A 15069-nucleotide genomic window follows, 5' to 3' on the forward strand; every position below is an offset into this window, starting at 1 on the left:
CCTCCCGAATGTGTCTTACGAAGGGTACTCATGCCGCAAAGATGTCCACAAGAACAAGCGGAATGAGGGCATGAAACATTGACGATGTGTAAGTCGTAAGGGATGCCGCCGACCTATTTCCGCCGCCAGGGGTCGAAGGGGCGGGCGCCCAGCAGGAAGGAGACGCGGTGTTCGCGCTGGGAGGACGGCCCAAGGTAGAGGTGCACCCAGCCTGCGGACAGCTCCACATAGAAATCCCGCAGCACCGTGCGGGCCACCAGGCCCAGGCCTTCGATGCGCAGGCCGTCCCGCAGCGTGGAGGGCTGATCCGACCCGCGACCGAGGTCGTAGCGGGGGCCGATCTGCCAGCCCGTGCCCAGAATGGTGGCCTGGGTGTAGGGCAGCCCGATCTTGAGGGCGGCCATGTTGGGCATGAGGTAGGCGGCGCTGCGGGTGCCGATGAAGGAATCGCTGCCGCCGCCGATCCACCACAGATCGGGCGGGGCCTTGTCAGCCAGGGCCACTTCGGCGTCCAGCATCAGGCCCCAGGCCGAGCCCAGGGGCTGCTGCCGCTGGAAGCGGGTGTAGCTGCGCCAGTAGGGTTCGGACTGGCCTTCCACTGAGAGGCTGCGGTCCACGGAAAGCCGCAGGAGGCTGCCCTCCGTGGGCAGGGTGTGGAAGTCGAGGTTGTCCCATTCCAGCCAGGCGCGGGCCACGGTGGCCTTGGGCGTGTTGCTGCGGGTCTCGGCCATCGTGAATGTGCCCTGCTGCTGCAGCGCGGCGAAGCCCAGGCGGCCGCGGTCCTCGCGGCCCCACCGCAGGATGGCTTCCAGGCCCAGCTCTTTGCGGGTGAAGCGCAGGGCCAGATCCGCGGTGGCTTCCAGGAAGAGCACTCCGCCGCGCACATCGTGCTGCGACCAGCTGCCGAAGGCGCCCAGGGACAACGCGGGCAGGGCGTTGAGGCTCCAGCCCACGTGGCCATCCAAGTGTTTCTGCAGGCTGTCTGCCGCGGCCTCGATGGAACCGCCCACGCCGGTGCCGAAGAGGTTGCGGCCGCGCACCAGCACGCCGCCATGTATGCCCCAATCGCTTTCGTAGGCCAGGGTGATGTTCACGAGCGTGGGCTGGCTGCCCACGGGGCGGAGCCTGAGGACGAGCCCCTCGTCCCGCTCCTCCAACCGGGTTTCCAGCCGCTGAAAGCCCAGGCGGTCACGGGTGCGGCCCAGCACTTCCTCCAGTTCGGAGGCTCGCAGCACCTGGTCTTCCAGTTCGCGCGTGGCGGCATGGGTCTGGGCCGCCAGGGGACCGGGCTCCACCTCCACGCGCACGAGCTTGGGCTCCTGCACGGTGAGGGTGAGCACGCCTTCGGCGAAGCCGCTGCCTCGCAGATCGAGCACCGCGGCGCCCTTGCCGATGCCCTCCGCGATGAGTTCCTGCTCCAGCCTTCCGAACTGGGTGGGGTGGAAGGGGTGGCCTGCTTCCAGCCCCCGCTCTCGCAGCCCTTGGGCCACCCGCGCTTTGATGGCCGCGTCCCAGCCGCCGGGCAGCTCCAGCACCACGTGCTGGATGAGGGCGGTGGCTTCCCAGTGGAAGGTGGCCTCGCCCTGGACCGAGGCGGGCAGGTCCACCCAGGCCCGGGCCAGGGGCAGGCGCCGATGGGCGCGGCGCAGCAGCCGCCAGAGGTCCGCACGGCGCCAGGGGCCCTGCGCGGGACGGGTTTCGGCCACCAGCGCATCGAGCAGCGGGTGGGGCGGCCCTTCCACCCTCAGGCCGTTCGCGGCCGGCGCTTCGGACCCGGCCATCAGCAGGGTCTCCAGCTTGGGCAGGGCGCCATCCAGGGCCTTGGCGCCGGCCTCGAAGAGCAGGGATTCCTGCCCCCGATAGGCGAACTCATCCACCTGATCGGTTTCGGGGCGGATGACCAGATCTGAATCCGCTTCACTGCGCGATTCGGTGACCCGCATGGAGAGGTCGAGGCTGCGGTTGAGCAGGCTCAGCAGGTCCGTGGGTGGGGTGGCATCCCAGGTGCGGCCGATGTTCACGCCGAGGATGCGCGCTCCGGGAAAGGCCGCGCGCGCAGCCATGGCGGGCAGGTTCTCCACGAGGCCACCGTCCACCAGCCGTTCGTCGCCGATGGCCACGGGCGCCAGCAGCCCGGGGATGGACATGGAGGCTTTCACAGAGTCCACCAGATCGCCCGAGGCCAGCACGCGCGCCTCGCCACGGGTGAGGCTGGAGGTGACGACCCTCAGCTTTGTGCCCAGGCGGTCGAAGTCTGAACCACCCAGGGCCTGGGCCCGGGCCAGGGTCTCGAAGAGGGCGATGCGCAGGCGCCGGGCGCGATCCTCACCGGGCACCAGCACCAGCCGCCCACGGGCAAAGGACAGGCCCATCAGGGTTCCGTGGGAATCTTCGTCCTCCGAGGCGCTGAGGCCGGGCGTGCGCCGCCGGTCATCCAGCACCAGGGAGAAGTCGCGCCGCTCGAATACCCGCTCGGCGCCAGCGCCTCCGAATCCGGCCGCATAGAGCGTCGCCGCGAAGCTGCCTGCGCTGGTGCCCACCAGACCGGAAGGATGCCAGCCCTCTTCTTCGAGGCGCCGCAGCACCCCAGCGTGGGCCAGGCCCTTGGCGCTGCCGCCCCGCAGGGCCAGCACCAACGGCCGCTCGCCCGGCGCGTGTAATTCGGACAGGAAGTGGAAGCGCTGGTCCGGCGGGCGGACCTCCAGGGTCAAACGTTCCTGGGCCTGGGCGAGGGCCCCCAGGCAGAACCCCAGGATCGGCAGGGCCAGATGACGTCGCATGATGGGGGTCAGCATAGCCCAGGCAGGCCCTGAGTTGGATCAAGCCCAGCCGCTATTCGTACGAGGCTGGAAGCACGCCTTGGCGCTCGAGGCCGAGGATGTCCGCATCGCCATCGTCGAACAGGCGCTCCCAGTTCTCCGGGCGGTAGCCCAGGCTCCGCGCTGCGGAAATCAGCAGGCTCTGGCCGGGAGAAGGGCGCTGGGGCACCAGGCTGTAGACGAAGTCCTGGTAGGCCGCTTCGGGGGTGGTGAAGGTCCACCCCAAATCCTTGAACTGCCAGATGGCGTCTTCGAGGAAGAGGGCGTTGATGAGGTTGTGGTGCAGCAGCAACACCTGGGGAATGTCGCGGCCGAAGAGGCGGCGGGACAGGTCGCGGTAGGCTTCCGCCCGCTGGCGGAGGTGGGCCAGGTAGGCGGCACGGAAGGGCTTCAGATCCGCGTCGGGCTGCTTGGCGAGCACCGATACCAGAGCTGCATCCAGGCGCCAGTCGGACGTGTCCAGGCTCACGTAGGCATTGAAGAGGTTGTGCGCTTTGAGAAAGGCCTTCATGCCATCGCGCTTCTCGGGCGTATCGCCCTCCCTCAGGAAGGTGAACCGGAACCAGGGCTTGAAGCCGGGCAGGGGGCGGATCACCCGATCACAGGCCAGCACCTCATCCTCGTACTGCTTCAGGGTGACGGCCTTCTCATTGAGATCCAGGTGGGTCACGGTGTGGTTGCCGAGGGCGTGGCCCGCCTCGCCCCAGGCCCGGGCGAAGGCGAGGCCTTCGGGCTGGTCGGCCCCGTTGTTCAGCGTGACGAACAGGGCAGCCTTGACGTGGTGCTTGGCCAGGGCGGCCAGCAGCGCCCCGTTGCGCTCCGCCGGGCTGAGGCGCGGTGTGGCAGCAAGTCGGGGGCCGTCGTCGAAGGTGAAGGCCACGGACTGGGCGAAGCCGAGGGCGCTCAGGCCCAGTCCGGTGCAGAGGGTTTTGAGGAAGGTCATGGGGCGCATGGCGGGCCTCTTCGGGAAGAGCGATTCGCTTGGCTGGGGGAGCCGGGATCAAAAGTATACAATCTTGTGTATTTCTGGAAACCCAATGATGCGCCCTGTCGCTTCACCCCTGGATCGCCTCAATGTCTAGCGGAATTCCGCCAGCAACTGGCCCTTGGTCACGGTGTCGCCGGGGGTGACATGGATGGTGTCGAGGGTGAGAGCATCGTGGGCCACGATGCGGTTCTGCATCTTCATGGCCTCCAGCACCAGCAGGCTTTGGCCAGGCCGCACGGTGTCACCGGGGCGCACCAGGACTTCCAGAATAAGGCCAGGAATGACGGCCGTGAGGCGCCGGGGATCCTTCGGCGTGTAGGGCTTCCGGTTCGCGTACTTCTTGGTGAAGGTGGTCTCGTAGACGGTGTCGTTCAGTCGGATGATCTGTCGGACGTGCTTCTTTGCTGAATTCATGGCACCTCACACATCAAGGTCATGCTGCGCGCATCGCGGGACGGGGGCGGCTCAGAAGGGCGGAATGCCATGCTTCCGGTCGGGCCGCAGTTCCGCCTTGCCCTCGGAGATCTCAAGGGCGTGGAGGAGGAAATCCCGGGTCTGGTGCGGGGCGATGACGGCATCCACGTGCCCGTTGGCGGCGGCCACGTAGGGGCTGGCGAACTTCTCGGTGTACTCCTTCACCTTTTCTTTGCGGAACGCTTCGGGGTCCGCGGCAGCGGCGATTTCGCCCTTGAAGATGATGTTGGCGGCACCCTCGGGGCCCATGACGGCGATCTCGGCGCAGGGCCAGGCGAACACGAAGTCGGCCCCAAGATGCCGCGAGCACATGGCGATGTAGCCGCCACCGTAGGCCTTGCGCAGGATCACGGTGATCTTGGGCACGGTGGCTTCGCTGTAGGCATAGAGCAGCTTGGCGCCGTGGCGGATGACACCGGCGTGTTCCTGATCGATGCCCGGCAGGTAGCCCGGCAGATCCACGAAAGTGACCAGGGGGATCTGGAAGGCGTCGCAGAAGCGGATGAAGCGGGCCGCCTTGTCGGAGCTGTCCACGTCCAGCACACCCGCCAGCACCATGGGCTGATTGGCGACCATGCCCACGGTACGGCCATCCATGCGGGCAAAGCCCACCACGATGTTGGAGGCCCAGAGGGCCTGCACTTCCATGAAATCAGAGCCGTCACATACAGCCTTGATCACGTCCCGAACATCGTAGGGCTTGTTGGATTCCGCCGGAATGATGCTTTCCAAGCCGATCTCGCTGCGGGAAGGGATGACACTGAAGGTGTCGGCCTTCTTGCGGTTGTTCCAGGGGATGTACGTGACGAGGCGCTTCACCTGCTCGAAGCACTCGGCCTCGCTCTGGGCGTAGAAATGGGCATTGCCGGTCATTTCGGCCTGCACCCGGGCGCCGCCCAGGTTTTCCATGGAGATTTCCTCACCCAGCACCGTCTTGATGACTTCGGGGCCTGTGATGAACATCTTGGAAATCTTGTCCACCACGAAGACGAAATCCGTGAGGGCGGGCGAGTACACCGCACCACCGGCGCAGGGGCCCAGGATGATGGACAGCTGGGGGATGACACCGGAGGCCAAGGTGTTGCGATAGAAGATCTCGCCGTAGCCCGCCAGGGAGTTCACGCCCTCCTGGATGCGGGCCCCACCGGAGTCGTTGATGCCGATGAGGGGAATGCCCAGCTTGATGGCGTGATCCATGATCTTGGTGATCTTGCGGGCGTGGGCCAGGCCCAGGGAGCCGCCCGCCACCGTGAAATCCTGGGCGAAGATGGCCACGGGGTGGCCCATGATGGTGCCCGTTCCGGTGATCACCCCATCGCCGGGCAGCTGCTTCTTCTCCATGCCGAAGTCGAAGCACTTGTGCTCCACGAAGAGGTCGTATTCGTGGAAGGAATCCGCATCCAGGATGGCGGTGATGCGTTCCCGGGCCAGCAGCTTGCCCTGGGCCGCCTGCTTGGCGGCCGCCGCTGGATGGGGCTCCGTGGCTTCGGCGTGCTTGGTGGCGTGATCCTTCATCTTCTTCGGCAGGGACATGGAAAATCCTCGGGGGGCGTTTTAAGTAAACGCTAGGTCTGGCTTGAAGATAATAAGACGACTTTTGCGTCTTGAATAAGAAATGCCAGGGGCAGTTGAGGCATTCATCACGGATGGGGTGGACTTGGTCTCGGATTCACCCTGGCGGGATTTCGGCTTCGCCGTATAGTCATGACCACGACTCTCATCGCCAAATCCATCCTTTAATCCCATTGTCGACCCGGACAAGCAGAGGAGGCTCCCATGCGGCCACTGAAGCAGCTGATCGAAGGCAAACCATCAACCGTAGCGGTGGGGCCTGATGATACCGTGCTGGCGGCCCTCACCCTGCTGGCCCAGTTCGACATCGGCGCCCTCCTGGTGCTGGAGCACGGCAAGCTGGTGGGCATCTTCTCCGAACGCGACTATGCCCGCAAGATCGTCCTCAAGGGGAAGGCCTCCAAGGACACTCCGGTGCGGGACATCATGAGTGACAAGGTGAGCTGCGTCACCCTGGACCAGAGTGTCGAAGAGTGCATGGCCCTCATGACCGACAAGCACATCCGCCACCTGCCCGTCATCGGCGCCCACAACGAGGTGTTGGGCATCGTCTCCATCGGCGACCTGGTGAAGGAAACCATCTCCGACCAGAAATTCACCATCGAGCAGCTGGTGTCGTACATCCAGAATTGAGAACAGCGGCGATTTGAGCCGCAGAAGGCCGGAACGGGCTGGTTTCTGGGCGCATAATCAGGGAGATTTCCCGGGAGTGTCCATGAAGCGACTCGCTCTGCGTTCAGCACTGCTTCTGGCCTTGGCCATCGCGCCTGCCCAGGCGCAAGTCCACGTCCAGATCGAACTGGGCCTGCCGGTGGCGCCGCCCCTGGTGGTGATTCAGCCAGGCGTTCAGGTGGTGGAGGGCTTCGACGATGAGGTGTTCTTCCATGGAGGCTGGTACTGGTGCCGCCGCCACGATGGCTGGTACCGTGCGCGTTCGCCCCGCGCTCGTTTTGGCTGGGTGGAGGAACGGCGGGTGCCGCGTCTGCTGGTCGAGGTGCCCAGGGGCCACTATCGGAACTGGCACCACGACCGGGATCTCCGCCACACGGAACGCCGTGATGAACGGCGCCGAGAGGAATGGAGGGAAGAACGACGTGATGACCGTCGTGAACTGCGCCGGGAAGATCGCCGTGAGGAGCGCCATGACGACCGTGAGAGAGACCGGGAACGGGAACGTCGCCGGGACCATTAGCCAGAGCCGGAGGCCACTTTGACCATGTTCACCAGGGGCATCGGAGCTTGGGCCGCAGCGGCCTTGCTGGCGGCGCCCCTGGCCGCTCAGGAGAAGAAGCCCGTGGCTGCCGAAATGATCTGGCGCTATGAGGCGCCTCGGGGCTTTCGCCTGCCGGAGCCCGCCTATCGCTTTCCCACCCAGATCAAGCAGGCGCTGGTGGACTACGTGCAGCCATCGCCAGACCTGGTGCGAGCCTACGCGGACGTGTGCGGCGACAAACACCGCTTTGCCCAGTGGCTGCAGGGCCTGCTGCTGGAGCGCAAGAAGGGCATGGCCTCTGCTGCGGATGGAGGAGGCGCCACGGTGCTTTCCAGTCATCCCGCACGGATGGCGCCGGGACGTGGCGCCATCGTCCGTTCCACAGCCCGTGCCCCCCAGGGGCGGACCCGGGTGGCGCAGGAACTGGAAGCCATCGAGGACTATTTGATGGTGCTGAAACTCTGGGATCCCGAGTAGGTCAGCCCTTGGCCTTGCTGGCTTCGCGCCAGGCGGCGATGAGCTTGGCCTCCTGCTCGGCACTGGGGCCTGCCAGCTTGTTGCGGCCCTTCTCCACCTTCTCCTGGGTCTTGAACCAGGTCAGGGTGTCCTTGACAGTGTCGAGGGCCGGGCGGAACTTCAAGCCCGCCTTCACGGCGCGGTCATTGCGCCAGGTGTGGAAGCCCTTGGTCTCGCCCGCATAGGGCGCCCAGATCGGGAACTCCAGGCCTTCCTGCTTGGCGACGAAGTCGGCTGGAATCCACAGGGGCTTGGCGTTCGGGTTGCCGACCTTCTGGCAGGCCTCCACCAGGGTGCCCCAGGCCAGGCGCTTTTCGGGGCCGCAGGCGTTGAAGACGCCGGTGGTGCCCTGTTCCACCAGGTGCACCAGCCAGGCGGCCAGGTCGCGCACGTCGATGATCTCCACGGGGTCGCTGGGCGCGCCGGGCACGGCGAGTTCACTGCCCTTGTCGAAGCGCACGGGCCAGTAGGTGAAGCGGCCGGTGGGATCGTCGGGCCCCACGATGTAGCCGGGGCGGATGATGGTGGCGCGGCCGGGCATGGCCTTCTGGGCGGCCTGTTCGCACAGGGCCTTGAGGCCGCCGTAGTTCTGGAATTCCTTCCCCATATCTTCCACGGTGGGATCGGCCAGCGTGGCGAGCGGCGCATCCTCAGTGCCGTTCTCGGGGTTGGGCTCCTTGTAGGCGCTGATGCTGGAGATGTAGATGTACTGCTTGGCGAAGGGGGCCACCAGGGCCGCCGAGGCGCCGACCATGCGCGGGTAGTAGCCGCTGTTGTCGATGACGGCGTCCCACTTGCCGCCCTCCAGCGCCTTCAGTCCCTCGCCCTTCTTGGGGTCGCGGTCGCCGTGCAGTTTCTCGACACCGGGAAAGAGGTCGGGCCGCGTCTTCCCGCGGTTGAACATGGTCACCTGGTGGCCGTGCGCCTGGGCGATCTCGATGGTGGCGGGGCCCAGGAAGCCGGTGCCGCCCAGAATGAGGATCTTCTTGGGGGCCACCTTGGCGGGTGCTGCGGAAAGGTCCAGGCCCGTGGCGGCCAGGGCGGTGGCTGCGGCGGACCACTGCATGAATTCACGACGGGACACGTTCATGAGACCTCCCTTGGTGGCCAGGGTGTTGATGATGGACCTGGATTGATACCTCGTGAATTGATATATACTCCATTCCGGCCCCTCCGCAACCTCTTTCTGGATCACCCATGACACCTGCCCGCCTGCTCCGTCGCCTGGTGCTGCTCGAGGAGGGCGAAGCCCCGGGGCTGCTCTGGTCCACCCTGTATTTCTTTCTTCTGTTCTTCGGCTTCTACCTGGTGCGCCCGGTGCGCGAAGCCATCGGCATCGCCCGGGGCGCGGACAAGCTGCCTTGGCTCATGACGGGCACCCTGCTGGCCATGGTGTTGGCCAATCCGGCCTTCGCCACCCTGGTGTCGAAGCTGCCGCGGCGGCGCTTCATCCCGCTGGCCTACCGCTTCTTCGCGGTGAACATGCTGGCGCTCTTCCTGGCCTTCCGTTTCCTGCCCAACCATGGCGGCGCCATCCTGGGCTACGGCTTCTACATCTGGCTCAGTGTCTTCAACCTCTTCGTGGTGTCGGTGTTCTGGGGCCTCATGTCCGATGTGTGGGCCGAAGGCCAGGGCAAGCGGCTCTTCGGCTTCATCGCCACCGGTGGCACCTTGGGCGCCATCGCGGGCGCGGCGCTCACGGGGGTGCTGACCAAGGGTTTCGTCGTCGCCAGCTTTAAGGTGAAGGTGGATCCACTGTCGCTGCTGCTGGTTTCGGCGCTGACGCTGGAGGCGGCGGTGTTCTGCGTGAAACGGTTGATGGCCATCTTCCATGTGGGGGAAGAGACGCAAGGCACGAGGGAGCCGGGCCCCGGCCCTCTGGAAGGCCTGCGGCTCATCGCCACCTCGCGCTACCTCCAACTCATCTGCCTCTACATCCTGCTCTTCACCATCACCAGCACCCTGCTCTACCTGCAGCAGGGCAGCATCGTGGAGCGCACCTTTGCGGGCACTGCCGCCCGCACAGCGGCCTTCGCCCGCATCGATCTCTGGGTGAACGTGCTCACGTTGGTGACGCAGGTGCTGCTCACGGGCCGCCTCATCACGGCCCTGGGCATTCCCGTGGTGCTGTCCATCCTGCCGGTGCTCACCCTCGTGGGCTTCGGCGCTCTTTGGATCTGGCCCACCTTCGCCGTCATGGCCCTGATCCAGGTGCTGCGCCGCGGTCTTCACTACGCGTTGGACCGTCCGGCCCGCGAGGTGCTCTACATTCCGCTGGGACCTGAGGAGCGCTACAAGGCAAAGCCCTTCATCGACACCTTCATCTACCGCGGCGGCGACCTGCTGGGTGTCTGGGCTCCCACGGCGCTGGTGGCGTTGGCGATTCCCGTGGGTTTGGCCTCGCTGGGATGTTCAGGCCTGTGGTGGGCCAGCAGCCTGGCTTTGGGGCGCCGGGTGCGATTGGGAGGTTGACCTTTTTTCCACCATCCCGGATGATGGCGGACATGCGCTTTCCGTCGAACAGCTTCGCCATCGCCTCGCAGATCCCTGCGGTGGACGGCCTGCGCTCCTTCGGTATTACCTCCGGTACCACCACGACCAATACGGTCGCGCGGGGCACCTGACCTGATCAGCACACTCAGACTCAGCCCCGCGCCTCACACCGCGGGGCTTTTTCGTTTCGACCCAACCGTTGCCGGAGCGCTTCAGATGCCTTCATCTTCCAGTCGGCCCCTCCCATCCATCCGCGTCATGAAATTCGGCGGCACCAGCCTCGCCGATGCGAATCGTTTCCGCAACGTGGCCGATCTGGTGGCCCAGGCCTGCGGCGATCACCGCATCTGCGTGGTGGCCTCGGCCATGGCGGGCGTCACCAACCTGCTGCTGCACGGTGGCCACGTGCCGAACCGCGAGGAAGCCGATCGGCTGCTGCTGGCCTTTCATGATCGCCATGCCCAGGTGGTGGCGGATCTGGCTGAGGCTCTGGGCGCGGAGATCGATGCGGTACGGGCCGAGCTGGAAACGCTGGAAACCGTGGGCCGCCGCCTGCTCCACGGCATGGCGCTGCTGGAGGAGGGCCCGCCCTCGGTGTTGGCCCAGGTCTCCAGCCTTGGCGAGCGGGCCTCCTGTGCCATTCTCACGGGCCTGTTGAAGGCCCGCGGACTGCAGCCACGGTTCCTGGACCCCACAGAGCATGTGCGCGTGGAGGGGGATCCCCTGCAGGCGCGGCCCCGCATGGCGGACATCGAGGCGCGCTTCGCCGAGGTGAAGGCCGGGCCGGAGAATCTCTGGGTGCTGCCGGGCTTCTTCGGCGGCGACGGCCAGGGCCGCATCCTCTCCCTGGGCCGCGGCGGGTCCGACCATAGCGCCGCCCTGGCCGCGGCGGCCCTGGGTGCCGACCTGCTGGAGATCTGGACGGATGTGGCGGGCCTCTACAGCGCCGACCCCTCCCTGGTCCCCGACGCCTTCCCGCTGCCCGAAGCCAGTTTCGAGGAAGCCATGGAGCTTTCCTACTTCGGCGCCAAGGTGCTTCACCCGAAGACCATTCCGCCGGTGCGCGAGCGGGGCATTCCCGTGCGGGTGTGCAGCAGCTTCGATCCCCAGCACCCCGGCACGGTGATCCGCGAGGCGGTGCCGCCGCCGCCCAGCGGCGTGCGCGGCCTCTCCTTTCTGCGCGACCTCTCGGTGGTGAACCTCACGGGCCCGGGCATGCCCGGTGTGCCGGGCATCGCGGGCCGCGTGTTCGGCGCCCTGGCCCGCAAGGGCATCTCCGTGGTGCTCATCACCCAGAGCTCGTCGGAGCTCTCCATCTGCTTTGCCGTGCGGCGGGCGGATGGCCCAGCCGCGGTGGAGGCCATTCAGGAAGCCTTCCCCGCGGAGTTGTCCGCAGGCTTCATCGATCCCGTGGACCTGCGCCCAGGTTTGGCTGTGCTTAGCATTGTGGGCGACGGCATGCGCACCCGGCCCGGCATCGCGGGCACCTTCTTCGATGCCCTTTCGGAAGTGGGCTGCAACGTGGTGGCCATCGCCCAGGGCGCCAGCGAGCGCATCATTTCCGCCGTGGTGGACGAGGCCGACGGCGCCCGCGCCATGGCCCACATCCACCGCCGTTTCTTCCAGGCCAGGGTGCTGCTGGACGTCCACCTGTTGGGCGCAGGCAACGTGGGCGGCAGCCTACTGGGGCAGATCCAGCGCCAACACGCCAACCTGCTGGCCCAGGGGTTGGATCTGCGCGTGGCCACCGTGGCCACCAGCCGCCGCATGCACATCGACACCCACGGCATCGACCTCGAACATTGGCGCGAAGCCCTGGCCCAGGGCGGGCCGACCGATTTGGACCACCTGCTGGACAGGGTCCGCAGTGGCCCGCCGTCCATGTCTGTTCTGGTGGATTGCAGCACCAGCGGGGATCTCGCCGCCCGCTATCTCGACATCTTCGACGCGGGTTTCCACGTGGTGGCCGCCAACAAGAAGGCCAACAGCAGCACCCAGGCTTTCCATCATGCGCTGCGGGAACACGCCACCCGCAAAGGCCTGCGCTTCCTCTACGAAGCCAACGTGGGCGCGGGCCTGCCCATCATCGACACGGTGAAGAACCTGGTCATGACCGGTGACCGCGTGCTGCGGGCCGAGGGCATTCTATCGGGCTCCATGTCGTACATCCTGGGCCTGCTGGGCGAAGGCGTGGCGCTTTCGGAAGCGGTGAACCGGGCCAAGGAAAGCGGCTTCACGGAGCCCGATCCCCGCGACGATCTGAGCGGCATGGACGTGGCGCGCAAGCTGCTCATCCTGGCCCGGGAGATGGGCATGGAACTCGAACTGGAGGACGTGGTGGTGGAGGGTCTGCTGCCGCCGGATTTTGATGCCACCGGCAGCATCGATGCCTTCATGGCCCGGTTGCCCCAGCTGGATGCGCCCTTCCAGGCGCGGCTGGCGGCGCTGAAGGCCGAAGGGAAAACCCTGCGCTACGTGGGTTCGCTTTCAGACAGTGGTTGTCGCGTGGGCCTGCTGCCCGTGGACGCGGAGCATCCCCTGCTGGTCATCAAGGGCGGCGAGAACGCCCTCACCCTGCTCACGGAGCGCTACCAGCCCCATCCCATGGTCATTCGCGGCTACGGCGCCGGGGCCGAAGTCACCGCCGCGGGGGTGCTGGCGGACATCCTGCGCCTGGTGCCCCCCGGGGCCCGGCCCGCGAGGAGGCTGTGATGGCGGGCCTTTCGGAGGAAGCTTCAAAGGGGCTGGTGGCCTATGCCCCCGCCAGCATCGGCAACGTGGCCGCGGGTTTCGACCTGCTGGGCGCGGCGCTGGCGCCCCTGGACGGCACGCTGCTGGGCGATCTGGTGCAGGTGGTTCCTGCCGAAGCGAACAGCTTCACCATGACCGGCCCCTTCGCCTCCGCCCTGGCCGATGACAGCCGCCCCAACCTGGCGCTGCGGGCCCGGGATCTGTTCATCGAAGCGGTGCAGGCCGGTGGCGGCGAGGTGGGTTCCTTCGCCATCACCCTGGAAAAGCGGCTGCCCGTGGCCAGCGGCCTGGGCTCCAGCGCCAGTTCCATCGTGGCCACCCTTGTGGCCCTGCAGGCCCTTTGCGGTGATCCCCTGAGTGGATCGGACCTGCTGGACCTGGCGGGCAGGGCTGAGGGCCTGACCAGCGGCGGACGGCACCTGGACAACGTCGCGCCCTCCTTGCTGGGTGGGCTGCAGCTCTTGGTGCCGGGCCGCGAGGGCGCGCCCGCCACGCGGCGCCTGCCCTGGCCCTCGGAGCTGCTGCTGGTGGTGGTGCACCCGGAATTCTGGCTGTCCACGGCGCAGAGCCGCGGTGTGCTGCCGGAGCGACCGGGCTGGTCCGAAGCCATCGATTTCGCGGGCAACCTCGCCAGCCTGGTGCAGGCCCTGCACAGCGGCGACCGGGCCCTGCTGGCCCGCTGCCTGCGCGATCCCATCGTGGAGGCCCATCGTGCGCCCTTGGTGCCGGGCTTTGGCACGGTGAAGGCCGCGGCCCTCGGACTCGGCGCCCTGGGCTGCAGCCTGTCGGGTTCGGGCCCCTCGGTGTTCGCGGTGGCGGAGGACGAGGCCCAGGCCGAAGCCCTCCGCGATGCCATGCGCGCCGCCTTCGCGAAGGCCGGTTTGGAGAGCCAGGGCTGGGTTTGCGCCCTGGATCCCGAAGGAGCCCGCGTGCTCACCCCTGGTTCACGACACCCCTGGCGGGAGGCCCATCCATGAAGCTCGTCAGCACACGCACGCCAACCCTTAGCGCCACCTTCCAGGAGGCGGTCCAGGCCGGTCTGGCCCCAGATGGCGGGCTCTTCGTCCCGGTGACCCCCCCCCATTTCGATGATGTCCCCGATTTGCTAAGGGCTGACTTTGCTTCGCGTTCCGTGGAAATCCTCTATCGGCTACTGGGTGACGAGCTCTCCCGGTCGGTGGTTGAAGATCTGACGCGATCCGCCTTTACCTTCCCGGCCCCGCTGGTGAGGGTGGATGGGCGGATCTCCGCGCTGGAGCTGTTCCACGGTCCCACCCTGGCCTTCAAGGATTTTGGCGCCCGCTTCCTGGCGCGGGTGCTGGCCCTGGGCGCAGGTGGTCAGCCGCGCACCGTGCTGACGGCCACCTCGGGCGATACCGGCGCCGCCGTGGCCAGCGCCTTCCATGGCCTGCCCGGCGTGCAGGTGGTGGTGCTCTACCCGGCCGGGCGCGTGTCGCCCATGCAGGAGCGGCAATTCGCCACCTGCGGCGGCAACGTCCTGGCCTTGGCCGTGGAGGGCGCCTTCGATGATTGCCAGCGCCTGGTGAAGGGGGCCTTCGAGGATGTCGAGCTGGTGGCGCGGCTGGGACTCACCTCCGCCAACAGCATCAACATCGCCCGCCTGCTGGCCCAGACCCTCTACTACTTCGAGGCCGCAGCCCAGGCGGAACCGGGCCAGCCACTGGTGGTGTCGGTGCCCAGCGGCAATTTCGGCAACCTCACCGCGGGCCTCTGGGCCCAGAGAATGGGCGCGCCCATCCAGGCCTTCGTGGCGGCCACCAACGCCAACCGCGTGGTGCCCGACTACCTGGACTCCGGCACCTACCAGCCGCGGCCCTCGGTGGCCACGCTCTCCAACGCCATGGATGTGGGTTCGCCCAGCAACTGGGAACGCATTTTCGCGTTGTTCAGGGGCGATCACGGCGCCATGGCCGCGGCGCTGCGCTGGGGCAGCTGCACCGACGCGGAAACCGAACAGGTGGTCATCGACCTCGACCGCACGGGCTACCTGGCGGATCCCCACGGTGCCGTGGCCTACCAGGTGCTGCGGTCCAACCTGCGCGAGGGGGAGCAGGGCATCTTCCTGGCCACGGCCCATCCGGCCAAGTTCCGCGAATCCCTGGCCCCGGCCCTGGGCCGCGAGATCCCGCTGCCGAAGGCCCTCCGCGATCTGGAGGCGCTGCCCCTGCTTAATGAATCTCTGGCGGTGGATCAGGCAGCGCTGAGGCGGCGGCTGCTGTGAA

12 protein-coding genes are annotated in these 15069 nt (G+C 67.1%); 7 read left to right on the forward strand and 5 right to left on the reverse strand.

Going from position 1 to position 15069, the window contains the following annotated elements:
* Window positions 1-113: 113 nt before the first annotated feature.
* The 4 genes from Q9293_RS01630 to Q9293_RS01645 all read right to left on the reverse strand — a co-directional run bounded on the left by Q9293_RS01630 (window position 114) and on the right by Q9293_RS01645 (window position 5796).
* Window positions 114-2780 carry a patatin-like phospholipase family protein gene (locus Q9293_RS01630; RefSeq protein WP_306249424.1) on the reverse strand — a complete coding sequence of 889 codons (2667 nt, stop codon included), beginning with the start codon at window positions 2778-2780 and terminating at the stop codon, window positions 114-116.
* Window positions 2781-2832: 52 nt separating this feature from the next.
* On the reverse strand, window positions 2833-3771 hold the full coding sequence (locus Q9293_RS01635) for a polysaccharide deacetylase family protein (protein ID WP_306249425.1): 939 nt from the start codon (window positions 3769-3771) through the stop codon (window positions 2833-2835).
* A 126-nt stretch (window positions 3772-3897) separates the two neighbouring features.
* Window positions 3898-4221, reverse strand: a complete 324-nt coding sequence (locus Q9293_RS01640; protein WP_306249426.1) for an acetyl-CoA carboxylase biotin carboxyl carrier protein subunit — start codon at window positions 4219-4221, stop codon at window positions 3898-3900.
* A 51-nt stretch (window positions 4222-4272) separates the two neighbouring features.
* Window positions 4273-5796, reverse strand: a complete 1524-nt coding sequence (locus Q9293_RS01645; RefSeq protein ID WP_372342187.1) for an acyl-CoA carboxylase subunit beta — start codon at window positions 5794-5796, stop codon at window positions 4273-4275.
* Between the two features lie 261 nt (window positions 5797-6057).
* Here Q9293_RS01645 and Q9293_RS01650 point away from each other — a divergent pair, with 261 nt between their 5' ends.
* The 3 genes from Q9293_RS01650 to Q9293_RS01660 all read left to right on the forward strand — a co-directional run bounded on the left by Q9293_RS01650 (window position 6058) and on the right by Q9293_RS01660 (window position 7543).
* On the forward strand, window positions 6058-6486 hold the full coding sequence (locus Q9293_RS01650) for a CBS domain-containing protein (protein ID WP_306249428.1): 429 nt from the start codon (window positions 6058-6060) through the stop codon (window positions 6484-6486).
* 82 nt (window positions 6487-6568) lie between these two features.
* Complete coding sequence (locus Q9293_RS01655) at window positions 6569-7045, forward strand: hypothetical protein (protein WP_306249429.1); 477 nt, start codon at window positions 6569-6571, stop codon at window positions 7043-7045.
* 18 nt (window positions 7046-7063) lie between these two features.
* Window positions 7064-7543 carry a hypothetical protein gene (locus Q9293_RS01660; protein ID WP_306249430.1) on the forward strand — a complete coding sequence of 160 codons (480 nt, stop codon included), beginning with the start codon at window positions 7064-7066 and terminating at the stop codon, window positions 7541-7543.
* Window position 7544: 1 nt separating this feature from the next.
* Here Q9293_RS01660 and Q9293_RS01665 read toward each other — a convergent pair whose 3' ends face one another.
* On the reverse strand, window positions 7545-8672 hold the full coding sequence (locus tag Q9293_RS01665; protein ID WP_306249431.1) for an NAD-dependent epimerase/dehydratase family protein: 1128 nt from the start codon (window positions 8670-8672) through the stop codon (window positions 7545-7547).
* A 107-nt stretch (window positions 8673-8779) separates the two neighbouring features.
* Between Q9293_RS01665 and Q9293_RS01670 the strand changes: the two genes are divergently transcribed.
* The 4 genes from Q9293_RS01670 to thrC all read left to right on the forward strand — a co-directional run bounded on the left by Q9293_RS01670 (window position 8780) and on the right by thrC (window position 15068).
* Complete coding sequence (locus Q9293_RS01670) at window positions 8780-10054, forward strand: NTP/NDP exchange transporter (RefSeq protein WP_306249432.1); 1275 nt, start codon at window positions 8780-8782, stop codon at window positions 10052-10054.
* Window positions 10055-10291: 237 nt separating this feature from the next.
* The gene (thrA, locus tag Q9293_RS01675) at window positions 10292-12787 is read left to right on the forward strand and encodes a bifunctional aspartate kinase/homoserine dehydrogenase I (RefSeq protein WP_306249433.1); all 2496 of its coding nucleotides are present in this window, start codon (window positions 10292-10294) and stop codon (window positions 12785-12787) included.
* Complete coding sequence (locus tag Q9293_RS01680; protein ID WP_306249434.1) at window positions 12787-13803, forward strand: homoserine kinase; 1017 nt, start codon at window positions 12787-12789, stop codon at window positions 13801-13803. Before thrA ends, Q9293_RS01680 begins: the two co-directional genes overlap by 1 nt.
* Complete coding sequence (thrC, locus tag Q9293_RS01685) at window positions 13800-15068, forward strand: threonine synthase (RefSeq protein ID WP_306249435.1); 1269 nt, start codon at window positions 13800-13802, stop codon at window positions 15066-15068. The genes Q9293_RS01680 and thrC overlap by 4 nt, the downstream gene beginning before the upstream one ends.
* Window position 15069: the final 1 nt, after the last annotated feature.

It is taken from the genome of Geothrix sp. PMB-07 (genome assembly GCF_030758935.1).
In the GTDB taxonomy this organism is placed as follows: domain Bacteria; phylum Acidobacteriota; class Holophagae; order Holophagales; family Holophagaceae; genus Geothrix.

Coding starts and splice junctions, on each gene's coding strand:
- Q9293_RS01630 (WP_306249424.1), bottom strand. CDS start 2,780: ATGCGACGTCATCTGGCCCTGCCGATCCTGGGGTTCTGCCTGGGGGCC.
- Q9293_RS01635 (WP_306249425.1), bottom strand. CDS start 3,771: ATGCGCCCCATGACCTTCCTCAAAACCCTCTGCACCGGACTGGGCCTG.
- Q9293_RS01640 (WP_306249426.1), bottom strand. CDS start 4,221: ATGAATTCAGCAAAGAAGCACGTCCGACAGATCATCCGACTGAACGAC.
- Q9293_RS01645 (WP_372342187.1), bottom strand. CDS start 5,796: ATGAAGGATCACGCCACCAAGCACGCCGAAGCCACGGAGCCCCATCCA.
- Q9293_RS01650 (WP_306249428.1), top strand. CDS start 6,058: ATGCGGCCACTGAAGCAGCTGATCGAAGGCAAACCATCAACCGTAGCG.
- Q9293_RS01655 (WP_306249429.1), top strand. CDS start 6,569: ATGAAGCGACTCGCTCTGCGTTCAGCACTGCTTCTGGCCTTGGCCATC.
- Q9293_RS01665 (WP_306249431.1), bottom strand. CDS start 8,672: ATGAACGTGTCCCGTCGTGAATTCATGCAGTGGTCCGCCGCAGCCACC.
- Q9293_RS01670 (WP_306249432.1), top strand. CDS start 8,780: ATGACACCTGCCCGCCTGCTCCGTCGCCTGGTGCTGCTCGAGGAGGGC.
- thrA (WP_306249433.1), top strand. CDS start 10,292: ATGCCTTCATCTTCCAGTCGGCCCCTCCCATCCATCCGCGTCATGAAA.
- Q9293_RS01680 (WP_306249434.1), top strand. CDS start 12,787: ATGGCGGGCCTTTCGGAGGAAGCTTCAAAGGGGCTGGTGGCCTATGCC.
- thrC (WP_306249435.1), top strand. CDS start 13,800: ATGAAGCTCGTCAGCACACGCACGCCAACCCTTAGCGCCACCTTCCAG.